The organism is Cellulosimicrobium funkei (assembly GCF_900155925.1).
Lineage (GTDB): Bacteria > Actinomycetota > Actinomycetes > Actinomycetales > Cellulomonadaceae > Cellulosimicrobium > Cellulosimicrobium funkei.
This window is the reverse complement of the sequence record NZ_FTMI01000002.1, coordinates 614,016-628,790: the sequence shown is the minus strand read 5'-3', so window position 1 is coordinate 628,790 and position 14,775 is coordinate 614,016. Positions and strand designations below refer to the sequence as shown.

Genomic DNA, 14,775 nt, shown 5'->3' with positions numbered 1-14,775 from the left:
GCGCGCACCCGCCTGGTGATCGTGGACGACGACGCGCTCGTCCGCGCCGGGCTGCGCCTCATGCTCGACGGCGCGCACGGGATCGAGGTCGTCGGCGAGGCCGCGGACGGCGCGGAGGTGGCGGCCGTGCTCGACGCCCACCCGACCGACGTCGTGCTCATGGACCTGCGCATGCCGCGCGTCGACGGGATCGAGGCCACGCGGCGCGTGCGGGCGCGGCCGGACGCGCCGGCCGTCGTCGTGCTCACGACGTTCGACACGGACGAGGAGGTCGTCGGCGCCCTGCACGCCGGGGCGTCCGGCTACCTGCTCAAGGACATGCCGCCCGAGCGGATCGTCGCCGCCGTGCGCGCGGCCGCGACGGGCGAACCCGTGCTGTCGCCGGAGATCGCGCGGCGTCTCATGACGTCGGTCGCCGACGCGGGCGGCCAGCGCGAGCGAGCCCGGGCCGCGCTCGACGCGCTCACCGGGCGCGAGCGCGACGTCGCGGTCGAGCTCGGCCGCGGCGCGACGAACGCGGACATCGCCGCGCGCCTGTTCCTCAGCGTCCCGACGGTCAAGGCCCACGTGTCGAGCGTGCTGCTCAAGCTCGGGCTGGAGAACCGCACGCAGGTCGCGCTGCTCGTCCACGCCGCGGGCCTCGACTGACCGTCAGTCGCCGGGCCACTCCCCCGTCCAGCGCTCGAACGCGCGCGCCCCGCCACGGTCGATGAGCGCCTTCACCACCGCGTAGACCGCGCCCTGCAGGAGTGCCGCGAGCACGATCTCCTTGAGCGGGTACTCCGACTGCAGGGGTGTCGGGGCGTCCTTGCGGTGGCCGGGCGAGACCCGCTTGTAGATCTGCTTGAACACCTGCCCGGCGACGAGCCCGCCCACGACGGAGCTGACGATGCCGACGGGGCGGTACAGGATCTTCGCGGACTTGCTGCCGTTCTTCTCCGGGGGGTGGTCACCGGTCGTCACGTCGTCCATCCCCCGACGCTAGGACGGCTGCGGCGCTCTCGCTCGTCGCACGGCCCGGGCGGCCCGGGCGGCCCGCCGGGCGGCGCCAGGCCGGGACGTCAGTCCGGCACGACGGCGCACCCGGCCGGGTCGACGACGACCCGCACCCGGTCGCCCGGCTCGACGACCGACGGGGCGCCCGCGAGCGCCACGAGCCGGGCGGGTGCACCGCCGTCGGCGCCGGGCAGGTCGACGTCGACGGTCACCTCGACCGCGCCGCGGCGGAACACGCTCCCGACGACGGTCGCGTCCCACGCGTCGTCCGACGACGGCACGCCCTCGCCCGCGAGCCGCAGGCCGCGCGGACCGACCGCGAGCAGGTTCCCCGGCCCGTGCGGGACGAACGCCTGGTAGCCGAGGAACTCCGCGACGCGGCGCGACCCGGGCGCGCGCCAGAGGTCCTCGGGCGGCGCGACCTGGAGGAGCCGGCCCGCGTCCATGACGGCGACGCGGTCGGCGACGGTGAACGCCTCGTCGTGGTCGTGGGTGACGAAGACGGCCGTCGTGCCGGTGGCGCGCAGGGCCTCGCGCAGGTCGAGCGCGAGGCGCTCGCGCAGCCCCCGGTCGAGCGCGGAGAGGGGCTCGTCGAGCAGGAGCAGGCGGGGGCGCGGCGCGAGCGACCGCGCGAGCGCGACGCGCTGGCGCTCGCCCCCGCTGAGCGTCGCGACCGCGCGCCGCTCGTACCCGGCGAGCCCGACGACGTCGAGCAGCTCGGCCACGCGCGCGTCGCGCTCGGCGCGCGGCAGCCCCGCGATCCCGTAGGCGACGTTGCCCGCGACGTCGCGGTGCGGGAAGAGCTGGCCCTCCTGGAACATGAGCCCGAACCCGCGGCGGTGCACGGGGACGCCCGTGAGGTCGCGGCCGTCCCACGCCACGGAGCCCGCGGCGACCGGCTCGAGCCCCGCGACGGCGCGCAGCAGGCTCGACTTGCCGCAGCCGCTCGGCCCGAGCAGGGCGAGCACCTCGCCAGGCGCGACGTCGAGCGTGACGCCCGCGACCGCCGTCGTGCCGGGGGCCGTGCGCGCTCCCCCGTCGCCGCGCCCGCCGTACCGCACGACGACGTCGCGCACCGCGAGCCCGGCGGCCTCCCCGGTGCCGGGGCCGGGGCGCGACGGCTCCGGCGCGCCCGCGCGCGCGGGGGCGGGGTCGGTCTGCACCATCAGAACTCTCCTCCGGGTCGGTCGCCGCGCAACCGCTCGGCGAGCAGCATCACGGTCGCGTTGAGCAGCGCGAGCACGACGCTCGCCGCGAGCGCCATGCCGTAGTTCTCGGCGCCCGGGCGCCCGATGAGCCGGAAGATCACGACCGGCAGGGTCGCGCTGTCCGGGCGGGCGAGGAACGACGTCGCGCCGAACTCCCCGAGCGAGACGGCGAACGCGAACCCGACGGCGAGGCCGAGCGAGCGCGCGGCGATCGGGCCGTCGACCGTGCGGAACACGCGCCCGGGCGCGGCGCCGAGGGTCGCGGCGGCCTCGCGCAGGCGCGGGTCGATGGCGCGCAGCGTCGGCAGGACCGTGCGCACGACGAGCGGCGTCGCGACGACCGCCTGCGCGATCGGCACGAGGAGCCCCGACGTGCGCAGGTCGACGTCGAGGCCGAGCGGCCGGTCGAGCGTGATCAGGAAGCCGAAGCCGACCGTCACCGCGGAGACCCCGAGAGGGAGCATGAACACCGAGTCGAGCACCGAGATCGCGCGCCGCCCGCCGCGCGAGCGCGGGCGCCGGGACACGACGAGCGCCACGAGGCCCCCGACCACGACGGCGAGCACGGTCGCGAGCGCGGCGGTGCGCAGCGAGTTGCCCGCCGCCTCCCACACGGTGACGGACAGCGCGTTGCGCCCGCCCGTGGTGCCGAGGTTCGCGTAGTTGTCGAGGCCCCAGCCGCCGCCCGGGACGCGGAACGAGCGCACGACGAGCGTGCCGAGCGGCAGCCCGACGAGCACGACGACCACGGCCGCGGTGAGCGCCGCGGGCGCGAGGTCGCCCGTCGGGCGGCCGCCGCGCCACAGCCGCAGCGGGTGCGCGGACGACGCCGACGACGACAGGTTGAGGGCGCGCTCGCGCCGGGCCCGCGTGCGGTTCGCCACCGTGAGCGCCGCCGCGACGACCACGAGCTGCACGACCGACAGCACCGCCGCGGTGCGCAGGTCGAGGAACTGCGTGGTCTGGATCCAGATCTCCGTCTCGATCGTCCCGTAGCGGATGCCGCCGAGCACGAGCACGACGCCGAACGCCGTCGCGCAGAACAGGAAGACGATCGACGCGGCGCTCGCGATCGCGGGCGTGAGCGCCGGGAGCGTCACGGTGCGGAACGCGCGCCACGGCGTCGCGCCGAGGGCGCGCGCCGCCTGCTCGGCGCGTGGGTCGAGGTGCTCCCAGAGCCCGCCGACCGTGCGCACCACCACGGAGTAGTTGAAGAACACGAGCGCGACGACGATCGCGGCGAACGTCTCGTCGAGCCGCAGGAACCCGAGCGGGCCGCCCTGCACGAGCAGCGACCGGAACGCGACGCCGACGACGACGGTCGGCAGCACGAACGGCACCGTGACGAGCGCGCGCACGACCCGCCGACCGGGGAACCGGCACCGGTACAGCACGTACGCGCCGGGCACACCGAGCAGCAGCGACAGCGCCGTGCCGAGCACGGCCTGCCAGAGCGTGAGGCCGACGATCCGCCACGTGCGGGGCTCGGAGAAGACCTCCGCGAACCCCGAGAGGTCGAGGCCGCCGTCGTCCCCGACGAACCCGCGCGCCACGAGCGTGACGACCGGCCACGCGAAGAACACCCCGAGGAACGCGAGCGGCACCGCCGCCGCCAGACCCCACAGCGCCCCGCGCCCGACGCCGCCCCGCCGGACCGCCCGACCCCTCACCACGGCTCTACCTCGGGAAACCACGGTTCTCCCCTGCGCGACCACGGCTCTACCCCGCGAGGTAGAGCCGTGGTCGCCGGGGGACCGGGGGTCAGTCGACGACCGTCGCCGTCCATGCCTTGATCCACTCGTCGCGGTGCGCCGCGACGTCGGCGGGCGCGACCTCGAAGGGCTCGTCGGCGAGCGGCGCGAACTCGGCCCAGCCGTCGGGCAGCGCGACGGAGTCGTCGGCCGGGTACATGTACATCTGGTCGGCGACGTCGGCCTGGAACGTCTCGCTCACGAGGAAGTCGAGGAGCTGCTGCGCGCCCTCGGGGTTCTTCGCGTTCGCGAGCACGCCCGCGTACTCGACCTGGCGGAAGCACGTGTCGAGCAGCGCACCCGTGGTCGACGCGGAGCCGTCCTCGGTGAGCGTGAACGCGGGCGACGTCGAGTACGACAGCACGAGCGGGCGCGGGCCGGCGCCCTCCGAGCCGGAGAAGTCGACGTAGTACGCGTCGGACCAGCCGTCGACGACCTTCACGCCGTTGGCGCGCAGGTCCGCCCAGTAGTCCTCCCAGCCGTCCTCGCCGAACGCCCCGACGGTCGCGAGGAGGAACGCGAGGCCCGGCGACGACGTCGCGGGGTTGGTCACGACGAGGAGGTCCCGGTACTCGGGCTTCGCCAGGTCCTCCAGCGTCACGGGCTCGGGGATCCCCGCGTCGGCGAACCACGCGTGGTCCACGTTGACGCACACGTCACCGAGGTCGACGGCGGTGAGCTCGCCGCCGTCGCCGACCGCGTACGACGCCGCGGACTCCGAGACGTCCGCGGGCGTGTACGGCTCGAGGACGCCCTCGTCGATCGCGCGCGACGCGAAGGTGTTGTCGATCCCGAACACGACGTCGCCGAGGGGCGAGTCCTTCGTGAGGATCAGCTGGTTGACCAGCGCGCCGCCGTCGCCGGGCGCGACCTGCTCGACGGTCAGCCCGCTCTCCTCCTCGAACGCGGCGAGCACGTCGTCGCTCACCGCGAAGGAGTCGTGGGTTACCAGCGTGACCGTGCCCCCGCTGCCCGACGACGCGTCGTCGCCCCCGGCGCCGTCGCCCCCCGAGCAGGCCGCGAGGGCGAGGAGCGCGAGCGTCGCGCCCACGCCGGTCGCGAGGGCCCGGCCGCGGCGGGCGACGGTGGTCGTGTGCTGCATGTGTCCTCCCTGGACGTTCAGGAGGGGTCCACCGGCCCGACGGGCCGCGCGCCGGGTGGGCGCGACGGACCGCGCGAGCAGGTGATCGAGATTCCCGACTTCCTCCACCGGTGCTAACCGGATCAGGTTCGAGGGTCTGCGGTGGTCCGCACTCTCAGCTCCTCCAGGAGCTCCCCTGTCGTTCACCGCGAGCCTACACCGACCGGCTCCGAGTGGTTCTCGGAGGGAGCGCGCCGTGCTTACCGTCGGTGCAGAAGGACCACCCCAGCATCGGCTGTAGGCTCGCGAAGCACGGGACATCGAGTACGTCTTCGAGCTGCTCACCTCGACCGTGGTCAGAGGGCGCACAGCCAGGAACCCTGCCGGTTACTCGACGAACGTCTGCACCATCGTTCGAGACAGGTACGACGGCGGGCTCGTCACGATGTTCCGGGGAGGCCACGACATGCCCATATCACTGGTCCTGCGCAGGGAGCGCGGCGAGGACATCCGGCGTGCCGAGCAGACGTACCTTCCCGCAGATGCTTCTCGAGATCCTGCCGAGTATCCGCTCCTGAGCGGAGTCGACCCGTACGCCAACACCATCTTCAACGCTCGTCAGATGCACCAGCTCCTCGTCGAGGTCGACCGGCTCCTCTCGGGCCCGCTCGGCGTCGCGGAGCGCGCGTCGCTCGAGGCCGTAGCCGACCTCTGCCGGGACGCCCGTCGCGTCCATCGCTATCTCTGGTTCATCGGCGACTGATCGAGAATCTCGCGTTGTCGAACGCAGCCGCCGCGTCGCTGCTGCGGTGCGCGTCGAACGTCGACGTCGCGAGGCACGGCGAGCCCGCGTTCCTCGGGATCGTCACGAGCACGGGCTCCGCTAGTCCACCCCGTCACTCCGGCGGCGCTCATCCCTCTACCGCCTTTCCTGAGCGCCACCCTGAGAGATCCCTGAGAGTGCCTCCCACGGGACCAGGGGGAGGTCCGGGCGGTTCCCCGATGCCCGCGCGCCGGTGCCCGCGCGAGGGTCGGTGGTGACCGGGCTGCCCTGGCGCGGTCACCACGACGCAAGAGGGGAAGGACCATGAGCAGCTCACCGATCGCTGCAGTCGCCACCGGAGGCAAGAGGGCGGGCAGCACGGAGCGTGGCACGACGGCGGGCGCGATCGCCACGGCCCGAGGACTGGTGAGGACCTACGGTCGCGGCGAGGCCGCGGTGCGTGCGCTCGACGGCGTGGACGTGGACGTCGAGAAGGGCCGGCTGACCGCGATCATGGGCCCGTCCGGCTCGGGCAAGTCGACACTCATGCACTGCCTCGCGGGGCTCGACTCCCCCACGGCGGGGACCGTCGTCGTCGACGGCGAGACGGTCTCCGCGATGAGCGAGCGGCGCCTGACGCGCCTGCGGCGCACGCGCCTGGGGTTCGTCTTCCAGTCGTTCAACCTCGTGCCGACGCTCACGGCGGAGGAGAACATCGTGCTGCCGCTCGCGATCGCCCGGCGGCCCGTCGACCGGGAGTGGTTCGACCGCGTGGTCGACGCCGTGGGCCTGCGCCCCCGGCTGGGGCACCGGCCCGCCGAGCTCTCGGGCGGGCAGCAGCAGCGGGTCGCGTGCGCGAGGGCGCTGGTGTCGCGACCCGCGATCGTGCTCGCGGACGAGCCGACGGGGAACCTCGACTCGCGCGCCGCCGCGGAGGTCCTGGGCTTCCTGCGCGCGTCCGTGGACGACCTCGGCCAGTCCGTCGCGATGGTCACGCACGACCCGACCGCCGCGTCGTACGCCCACCGGGTGCTCTTCCTCGCGGACGGCCGCCTCGTGACCGAGCTCCACGACCCCACGCCGCAGGCGGTCCTCGACACGCTGGGCTCCCTCACGCCCGCCGGGCCGTCCCCGGCGCACGCCACCCCGGCACCGACGACGGCGGCCGCCCGATGATGGGCCGGATCGCGCTGCGCGGCGTGCGCGCCCACGGCGCGCAGCTCGTCCTCTCGGTGCTCGCCGTGACGATCGGCGTCGCGTTCGTGACCGGCACGTTCGCGCTGCGTGCGATGCTCGCGACCACGTTCGACGGCATCGTCGCCTCGTCGGTCCAGGCGGACGCGTACGTGCGCGGCGCGTCGTCGGCCGGGGACGCGCTGATGTCGGCGTCGGCCCAGGTCGGCGGGGCGCGCAGCCTCGTCCCGGCGGACCTGGCGCACGACCTCGGCGCGCGCGACGACGTCGCGCTCGCGCTCCCCGAGATGAGCGGTCCCGCGGTGCTCGTGGGCGCGGACGGGACCGCGGTCCTCGGCAGCCAGGCGCCGAGCATCGGCGTCGCCTACGACCCCCGCGACCCCGGCCCCCAGGTGGTCGACGGCCGCGCACCCCGCGACGGCGGCGAGGTCGCGCTCGAGTCGGCGACGCTCGCGGCGTCGGGCCTCGCGGTGGGCGACACGACCGACGTCGTGCTGGGCGACGCCGTGCGGCCCGTGCGCGTGGTCGGCGAGGTCTCGCTGTCCGCGCCGATGGCGGGCGCGACGATCGTCCTGCTCGACGCCGGGACCGCCGCCGCGACGTACGCGCCCGACGGCCTCGTCCCGTCGGTCGCGCTGTACGCGGCCGACGGCGTCTCACCCGAGGCGCTGCGGGACGCCGTCGCGACCGCGCTCCCCGCGGGCGCCGAGGCGCTGACGGGGGCGGAGCTGCGCGCCGAGACGAGCGAGGCGATCACCGACCAGCTCGGGTTCGTCTCGACGTTCCTGCTGGTGTTCGCCGCGCTCGCGCTGTTCGTCGGCACGTTCATCATCACCACCACGTTCTCGATGCACGTCCGACGCCGCACGCGCGAGCTCGCGCTCCTGCGCGCGGTGGGCGCGTCGCCCGGGCAGGTGTTCGGTTCGGTGGTGGGGCAGGCGGCGGTCGTCGGGGCCGTGGGCGCGCTGCTCGGCGTCGGGGCCGGGTTCGGCCTCGCGGAGCTCGCCCGCAGCGGGCTCGGCGCCGTCGGCATGGAGCTCTCCGGCTCGCTGCCCGTCACGGCCACGGGGGTCGCCGTCCCGCTCGTGGTCGGCGTCGTCGTGTCGGTGCTCGCCGCCGCCCTGCCCGCGCGGCACGCCGCGCTCGTGCGCCCGGTGGAGGCGATGCGCGCCGACGTCGTCCGGCCCACCGGAGCCGGGCGGGCCCGTGCCGTCGCCGGGACCGTCGCGCTGCTCGCGGGCGTAGGGCTCGTCGTCGCGGCGGCCGTGGTCGGCAGCGGGGGCGCGCCCCTCCTCGGCCTCGGCGCGGCCGGCGTCGTCGCGGGGGTGCTCCTCCTCGCCCCGCTCGCGGTCGGCCCGGTGCTGACCGTCCTCGCCGCGCCGTTCGTCGCGCTGGTCCGCCCGCTCGGCGGTCTCGCGCGCGGCAACGTCACGCGCCAGCCGCGGCGGACCGCGGCCACGGCGGGCGCGCTCGTCGTCGGGATGGCGCTCGTCTCGACGACGTCCGTCCTCGCGCTGTCCACCCGCGTCTCCGTGCAGGACATCGTCGACCAGGAGACCGCGGCCGACCTCGTCGTCCGCTCGGCGATGCCGTACCTCCCCGACGGGGTCCCGGACGACGTCCGCGCCGTGCCCGGCGTCGCGGCGGTCGACGTCACGACGTACGGGCAGGTCGTCGTCGACGGCGAGCCGCAGCTCGTCGTCGGGTTCCCCGCCGAGGGCTTCGGCCGCTCCGTGCGCACGACCGCGACCGAGGGCGACCTCGACGCGTACGCGCGGGGCGAGGCCGCCGTCATGGCGGACGCGCTCGACGAGCACGGCTGGGCCCTGGGCGACGTCCTGACGCTCGCCGACCCGGCACGGCCCGACCTCCCGGCCCGGGAGGTGCGCATCGGCGCGGTGGTCGACTCGCACGCGTTCTCCGTCGACCTGCTCCTGCCGCCCGACGTGGCCGCCGCGGTCGGCGCGACGACGACGGAGATGCTGTTCCTCGACACCGAGCCCGGCGCGGACCTCGCGGCCGTCCGCGCCGGCGTGACCGACGCCGTCGCGCCGTACGTCGTGGCGTCCGTGCTCGACGCCGACGAGTTCGCCGCGGACGTCGCCGGCCAGGTCGAGTCGGTCCTCGCGATCGTCTACGCCCTGCTGGGGCTCTCCGTCCTCGTCGCCGTGCTGGGCATCGTCAACACGCTCGCGCTGTCCGTCGCGGAGCGGACGCGCGAGATCGGGCTGCTGCGGGCCGTCGGGCTCGGTCGGGCCCAGCTCGCGACGACGATCGTCATCGAGTCCGTGCTCGTCGCGGTGTTCGGCACGGCCGTCGGGCTCGCCGTGGGGACCGGCCTCGCCGCCGCGCTCCCGTCGGTGCTCGCGGACCAGGGCTTCACGACCCTCGCCGTGCCGTGGGCCCAGCTCGGCGCCATGCTCGTGCTCGCCGGCGTCGTGGGCGTCGTCGCCGCGGTGTGGCCTGCGGTGCGCGCCGCGCGCCTGCCCGTCCTGGACGCGGTGAGCCACGACTGAGCCGGGTGCGCGCGCCGGGCGACGCGTGGGCGGCGACTTCGCACTACGGTGGTCGTGCGAGCACGCCCGGCGCCGCCCGGCGCCCCGACCGACGGAGGAACCCCTCGTGGCCGACACGAACGAGAACGAGCAGACCCTGGCCCTCAAGGTCGGGACCGTCGCCCTGACCTTCGCCGCGGGCTGGGCCGCGCAGAAGCTCGTCACGTTCGTCTGGGCCAAGGTCACCGGGCACGACGCCCCGAAGGACCTCGACGACGAGGAGGTCGGCGTCGTCCAGGCCGTGACCTTCGCCGCCGTCGCCGCGGGCGTCGGAGTCCTCGCCCGCCGCTTCGCGGGCAAGGAGGCGAAGCGCGTCGTCGCCCGCCTCGCGTCCCGCGCCTGACGCTCGGCCCGCTCCGTCCGCGCGAGAGAGGACGGGCCGCCGGGTAACCTGGCGCGCGTGACCGCCCCGCCGGCGAGCCCGACGACGCCCCCTCAGGACTCGATCCTGCGCGCCGGGCTGCGCGTCCTCGCCGACGCCGGTCGGCTCCTGGCCCGGCACTGGCCCGCGCTCGTCGCGGTCGCCGTCCTCGCGCAGGTACTGCACGAGCTCGCGCTGCGGGCCGCGCTCGCCGTCGCGCCGTCGTCCGGGGTGCTCGGCCTGCTCGTGCTGTGCTTCTCGCCGCTCGCGACGGTCGTCGGGATCGTCGTCATGCTGCACGTCCTGCGCCGGGAGCCGCGCACCGAGCGCGACCGGCTCGAGGTCCGGGCGCTGCTCGGCTCGATCGCCTCGGTCCTCGTGCCCTACCTCGTCATCTACGAGTTCTACGGCGGCCTGTCGTCCGACTGGCAGGCGTACATCGACTCCGCCGCGCTCGACCACGCGTTCGCCGCGGGCGCCGGGATCGAGACCGCTAGCCCGGTCCCCGAGGGTTTCGGCCTCACCGTCGTGCTCGTCGTCGCGGGCGCGCTGCTCGCCCGCACCCTGCTGGAACGGCTCGCGCGGCGCCTCGACCGCGGTGTCCCCGCGCACGACGGCGCGGCCCGGCACAGCGCCCGCTCCGCCGCGGTGCGCATCGCCGCGGGCTACTGCGAGGTCGTCTGGATCGTCGTCGGCGCGTTCACCGTCACGGCCCTCGTCGGGCGCGTCCGCGAGTGGTGGTCGACGCGCGTCGTCGTCGTCGAGGTGACGACCTGGTGGGACGGCGTGGTCGCGCGCGTGGACGCGCTCAAGCCGCTCGTCGACGCCGTGGGCCCGACGACGTCCCTCCTCGTCGCGGGCGTCGTCACCGGGCTCGTGGTGCCGCTCGCGTGGCTCACGCTCGGGACGATCGTGTACGGCGTCGAGGCGATCGACGTCGTCGACCCCGCGCACGCGGTGCCGGGCGACGGCGACGCGACCGGCCGCACGGCCCGCGCCGTCGACCGGTTCAACCGGACGCTCGGCGAGAGCGGCGCCCAGCGGGCGTGGGCGCTCATGCTCGACCCGGGCCGACGGTTCGGCGGCCTCGTCGGGGCCCTCGGGATGCTGTGGCGCAGCCGCTGGGGCGCGGTGCTGCTCTTCTGCGTCGCGTTCGCGCTCCTCACGCTCGCCGAGCAGGTCGTGCTCACCGTCGCGCAGGGGGTCGTCGGCCAGCCGGGGATCGTCGCGTGGCGCGCGCTCGTCGGCCCGCTGGACACGGTCGCGACCGTCGTCGTGCAGGTGCTCACGACCGTCCTGCTCGCCGCCGCGGCCGACGCGCTCCTCGCGAGCCTGGGCCTGCCGTCCGCGCTGCGCACGCGGCGTGCGGCGCGGCGGGCCGGGGAGCCGGACACCGGCGCCGGCACCGGGACGCCGAGCACGCCGACCGCGGTCGGCGCGGCCTCAGCTCCCTGACGTGGCGGGGTGCTCGACCTCGGTCCGAGCGGTGGCGTCGCCCCCTTTCTCCTCGCGCCGGTCCCCCAGCAGCGCTGCCGCGACGACGTCGCGGATCTCCCCGTCCGTGAGCGCGTGGTCCCGCGCCAGCCGGACGAAGCGCGCGGCCGCCTCCGTGACGGCGGCCCGGTCGAGCGTCGCGGGCGGCGCCGTGACGAGCGTCCCGACGCGGCGGCGGGTGGTGACGAGGCCCGCGGCCTCGAGGTCGCGGTAGGTGCGCGCGACCGTGCCCGGCGCGATGCCGAGGTCGTTGGCGAGCGCGCGGACGGTCGGGAGCCGCTGCCCGTCGACGAGGTCGCCCGCCGTGACGAGCGCGGCGAGCTGCGCGCGGAGCTGTTCGTAGTGCGGGGTCGTGGAGTCGAGGTCGATCCGGACGGCGAGGCTCACGCGGCGACCGCCTCGGGAGCGATCGGCGCCTGCGCGGCGGGTGCCGGGTCGCGCGCGGGCCACACCGCCGCCAGGAGGACGACGAGGACGAGTCCTGCCGCGAGGGCGAGGAGGACGTTCCCGGCGACGATCTCTCCTGCGCTCGGCCCGGGCCCGAGCAGGGCGCCGTCCCCGTTCCCCAGGCCGAGCCAGCGCAGCGAGAGGCCGGCGAACGCGACGAGCCCTCCCAGCGTCAGCCCCAGCACGAGCTGGGTCGCACGCTCGACACGGCGGGCGACCCGCCGCCGCAGCCACATGTCCCACTCCTCGCCGACGTCCTCCACCGCGGGACGCGAGCGGACGAGGCGCAGCACCGCTTCGGAGGCGACCAGGGCCACCGCGGCCACGACGAGCACGGGCCCCGTCCACAGCCACCCCGGGAACGGGGTGACGGTGTGCGCCTCGGCCGGCCCGACGACGCGGGATACCGCGCGCGGCCCCGACGCCACGAGCCCGAACGCGACCGAGGCGACCACGAGCAGCGCCGTCCACGCCCAGGCGAGGCGGCGCGTGACGGTGGGAGCGACGTCCGCGACCGACCGGACGGCGAGGCGCGCCTCGCGCTGCCGGTGCCGTGGACGAGGCCACGTCAGCTCGCCCACCGCGTGGACGGCCAGGGCGCCGAGGAGCGCGACGAGGGGCAGCACCGCCGTCCCGCGCGCGCCGAGCGTCGCGACGCCCAGCACGAGGTAGGCCGGGGGCAGCAGGAGCCCCGCGGCGACGACCAGACCCGCCCCGGCGCTCGTGAGGGCGGCGTGCCGCACGGCACGACGCCCCGCCGAGCCGGTGACCACCGCCCGACGGCCGTCGGACCACACCATCCCCACCGCGACGACCAGCGCGAGCAGCGCGAGGTCCGCCCCGAGCGCGACCGGCAACGGCAACGGGTTCCCCAGCATCCACGACACCACACCCACGGCGACCACCTCCGTCGAAGTTTATTGATCATGAACTATGTTCATTAATCCAGGGACTGTCAACCGGTCGGGCCGACGGCGGCGGTCAGCCGACGTCTTCGACGGGGAGCGCCCAGTACGCCGGAAGGAGGCTCGGCTCGACGAGACGCACCTCGGCGGGCTCGGCGTCGTCCGGGGTCAGGAAGTGCTGCGTGCTCCGGCTGGAGACGGCGCCCGTGCAGACCGGCGCCTCGGGGTACGGCATGCCCGGGAGCGCCGAGGCGCCTGCCGCGTACTCCCGGCCGGCCGTGTCCCGGAGCAGCACCGCGCACGACGAGAAGGTCTCCTCCGCGCCCTCCGGGGCGGGCGGCGCGTCGGAGCGCAGCGACACGTCGGCCGCCCAGAGCGTGTAGCCGTCGGGCGCCTCGATCCGGCCGCCGTACCCGTCGTCGAGCCCGTCGACCGCCTCGACGCCCACCAGCCGGGCCCGCACGTCGCCGACCTGGGCCCAGCCGTCGGCGTCCGGCGTGTGCGCGACGCGCGGCTCGCCCGACCACCACGCCTGCACGTCGTCCGACCGCCAGGTCAGCCAGCCGAGGGCGCCGAGCGCCACGACCAGCACGGGCAGCCACCAGCGGTTGGTACGCCACCAGCCGGCGCTCACGCGTCCCACCCGCCCGGGACGAGCGCGGGCCGCACCGTCTCCACGGAGTCCCCCGCGGCGGGCGGCGCGACACGGCCGAGGTCGACCTCGGCGATCGCCTGGGGACGGTCGAGGTCCGCGTCCTGGTGCTCCGTGAGCACGCGCAGCACGAGGTCGCCCGCCAGCGCCCGCGCGGGCACCTCGACGGCGACGGTCCCTGCCTCCGGGACGTCCGGGTCCGCGAACGTGCTGAGGACCTGGTTGCCCACGCGGCGCGACGCCTCGTGGTCTCGCCCGGCGGCGTCGCGCAGCTCGACCACCTCGACGCTCGCCTCGCCCGTCGTCCCGGACACCGCCAGGTCCACGACGACCCAGACGCCCTCGGTCGTCAGCGGGCCGGACCCGTCGTCGAGCGTCGTGCCGCTGCGGACGTCGTCGACCCGGACGCGCACCGGACCGGCGGTCACGACCTCGCCCACGGTGCCGCGCGACGTCGTCGGCGTGAGCGTGGGCCACCACGTGTCGACGCGCGACACCGCGGCCCCCGCCCCCACGGCGAGGACGAGCAGCACGACGGTCACGGCCCGGCCGGTCCGCCGCGGGCGCCCCTCCACCGCCCCGGGACCGCCCGGCGTCACGGGCCCGTCCGGCGCCTCGGGCCCGTCCGGTGCCACGGCGGTCGCTTCCTCGGTCACCAGCCGTCCTCCGTCTCGGGCGGGTCCACGATCTCGGGCGGGACGGCCCCGGCCGGCACGTCCACGAGCGTGACCGCGCCCGTCTCGGCCCACCGCCGGCCGCCGCCGACCGTCATGTCGCGGTACCGGAACGTCGGGACGGTCACGGTCAGCGGCGCGTCGGGCGTGCTCACCGCGCCGCTCTCCCCCGGCACCGACACGGGCCACAGGAGCGCGACGTCGTCGGCGAGTCCCGGCGAGAGCACGGGGTACGACGACGCGTCGCGCACGAGGAGCGTGGGGTCCGGGCGGTCCGGCTCCGCGTCGCCCGCGAGCGCCAGGCCGCCGGGCAGCTCGTCGGGGAGCGTCACCGCGGTGCGGTCGAGCCGGCGCGACTCGCGGTCCGTGTCCAGCGCGCCGACGACCACGACGAGCCACGCGTCCGCCCCGGAGTCCTCGAGCGCCGAGACCTGCACGGCGTCCGTCACGGACCACGAGCGCACGGTGAGGTCGAAGGGACCCGTGGCGACCGGCTCCCCCGCGGCGGCCCGGGCCGGCCCCGCGTCGGCGGCGTCGTGCCGGGCGAGGCCGCCGGCCGCCGTCGTGCCGACGACGGCCCCCAGGACGACGGCGAGCGCCACGCGGCGCGGCCACGTGCCCACGACGGCGCGGAGCAGCGGCACGCCTCGGGCGGCCTTCGGCGCGGTCGACGTCACGGCGCGCATCCTACGGG

At 76.1% G+C, this 14,775-nt stretch carries 15 protein-coding genes and 1 riboswitch; of the genes, 6 read left to right on the top strand and 9 right to left on the bottom strand.

All coding sequences use genetic code 11. The features are described from left to right. Nucleotides 1–15: 15 nt before the first annotated feature. Complete coding sequence (locus BXA05_RS07030) at nt 16–648, top strand: response regulator (RefSeq protein WP_211435841.1); 633 nt, start codon at nt 16–18, stop codon at nt 646–648. Nucleotides 649–651: 3 nt separating this feature from the next. Here BXA05_RS07030 and BXA05_RS07025 read toward each other — a convergent pair whose 3' ends face one another. The 4 genes from BXA05_RS07025 to BXA05_RS07010 form a co-directional block, all read right to left on the bottom strand. Further along, nucleotides 652–972: a DUF4235 domain-containing protein gene (locus BXA05_RS07025; RefSeq protein WP_061267789.1), complete on the bottom strand. Its 321-nt coding sequence runs from the start codon at nt 970–972 to the stop codon at nt 652–654. 89 nt (nt 973–1,061) lie between these two features. Next, complete coding sequence (locus BXA05_RS07020) at nt 1,062–2,162, bottom strand: ABC transporter ATP-binding protein (RefSeq protein WP_083711611.1); 1,101 nt, start codon at nt 2,160–2,162, stop codon at nt 1,062–1,064. Further along, nucleotides 2,162–3,877 carry an ABC transporter permease gene (locus tag BXA05_RS07015; protein WP_244550402.1) on the bottom strand — a complete coding sequence of 572 codons (1,716 nt, stop codon included), beginning with the start codon at nt 3,875–3,877 and terminating at the stop codon, nt 2,162–2,164. The genes BXA05_RS07020 and BXA05_RS07015 overlap by 1 nt, the downstream gene beginning before the upstream one ends. Nucleotides 3,878–3,965: 88 nt before the next feature. Continuing rightward, entirely contained in the window at nt 3,966–5,057 is a 1,092-nt protein-coding gene (locus BXA05_RS07010; RefSeq protein ID WP_076404436.1) for a thiamine ABC transporter substrate-binding protein, read from the bottom strand. Between the two features lie 82 nt (nt 5,058–5,139). Further along, a riboswitch (TPP riboswitch) is annotated at nt 5,140–5,244 on the bottom strand. Between the two features lie 144 nt (nt 5,245–5,388). On the opposite strand from BXA05_RS07010, the gene BXA05_RS19680 reads away from it, so the two are divergent. From BXA05_RS19680 to BXA05_RS06985, 5 genes are all read left to right on the top strand, one after another. Next, entirely contained in the window at nt 5,389–5,799 is a 411-nt protein-coding gene (locus BXA05_RS19680; protein ID WP_128957720.1) for a hypothetical protein, read from the top strand. Between the two features lie 324 nt (nt 5,800–6,123). Continuing rightward, entirely contained in the window at nt 6,124–6,975 is an 852-nt protein-coding gene (locus BXA05_RS07000; RefSeq protein WP_083711607.1) for an ABC transporter ATP-binding protein, read from the top strand. Then, nucleotides 6,972–9,509 carry an ABC transporter permease gene (locus tag BXA05_RS06995; protein WP_342065180.1) on the top strand — a complete coding sequence of 846 codons (2,538 nt, stop codon included), beginning with the start codon at nt 6,972–6,974 and terminating at the stop codon, nt 9,507–9,509. The genes BXA05_RS07000 and BXA05_RS06995 overlap by 4 nt, the downstream gene beginning before the upstream one ends. A 106-nt stretch (nt 9,510–9,615) precedes the next feature. After that, complete coding sequence (locus tag BXA05_RS06990; RefSeq protein WP_009861813.1) at nt 9,616–9,891, top strand: DUF4235 domain-containing protein; 276 nt, start codon at nt 9,616–9,618, stop codon at nt 9,889–9,891. A gap of 57 nt (nt 9,892–9,948) precedes the next feature. Next, the gene (locus BXA05_RS06985; protein WP_076404434.1) at nt 9,949–11,364 is read left to right on the top strand and encodes a hypothetical protein; all 1,416 of its coding nucleotides are present in this window, start codon (nt 9,949–9,951) and stop codon (nt 11,362–11,364) included. Here BXA05_RS06985 and BXA05_RS06980 read toward each other — a convergent pair. The 5 genes from BXA05_RS06980 to BXA05_RS06960 all read right to left on the bottom strand — a co-directional run bounded on the left by BXA05_RS06980 (nt 11,353) and on the right by BXA05_RS06960 (nt 14,758). Then, the gene (locus BXA05_RS06980) at nt 11,353–11,790 is read right to left on the bottom strand and encodes a GntR family transcriptional regulator (RefSeq protein WP_083711723.1); all 438 of its coding nucleotides are present in this window, start codon (nt 11,788–11,790) and stop codon (nt 11,353–11,355) included. The two genes, BXA05_RS06985 and BXA05_RS06980, sit on opposite strands and share 12 nt — an antisense overlap. After that, on the bottom strand, nt 11,787–12,755 hold the full coding sequence (locus BXA05_RS06975; RefSeq protein WP_170963147.1) for a hypothetical protein: 969 nt from the start codon (nt 12,753–12,755) through the stop codon (nt 11,787–11,789). The genes BXA05_RS06980 and BXA05_RS06975 overlap by 4 nt, the downstream gene beginning before the upstream one ends. Nucleotides 12,756–12,831: 76 nt before the next feature. After that, nucleotides 12,832–13,389 carry a hypothetical protein gene (locus tag BXA05_RS06970; RefSeq protein ID WP_143311076.1) on the bottom strand — a complete coding sequence of 186 codons (558 nt, stop codon included), beginning with the start codon at nt 13,387–13,389 and terminating at the stop codon, nt 12,832–12,834. Further along, entirely contained in the window at nt 13,386–14,063 is a 678-nt protein-coding gene (locus BXA05_RS06965) for a hypothetical protein (protein ID WP_076404430.1), read from the bottom strand. Before BXA05_RS06965 ends, BXA05_RS06970 begins: the two co-directional genes overlap by 4 nt. Then, nucleotides 14,060–14,758, bottom strand: coding sequence for a hypothetical protein (locus BXA05_RS06960; RefSeq protein ID WP_143311075.1), 699 nt, complete (start codon nt 14,756–14,758; stop codon nt 14,060–14,062). The genes BXA05_RS06965 and BXA05_RS06960 overlap by 4 nt, the downstream gene beginning before the upstream one ends. Nucleotides 14,759–14,775 lie beyond the last annotated feature (17 nt).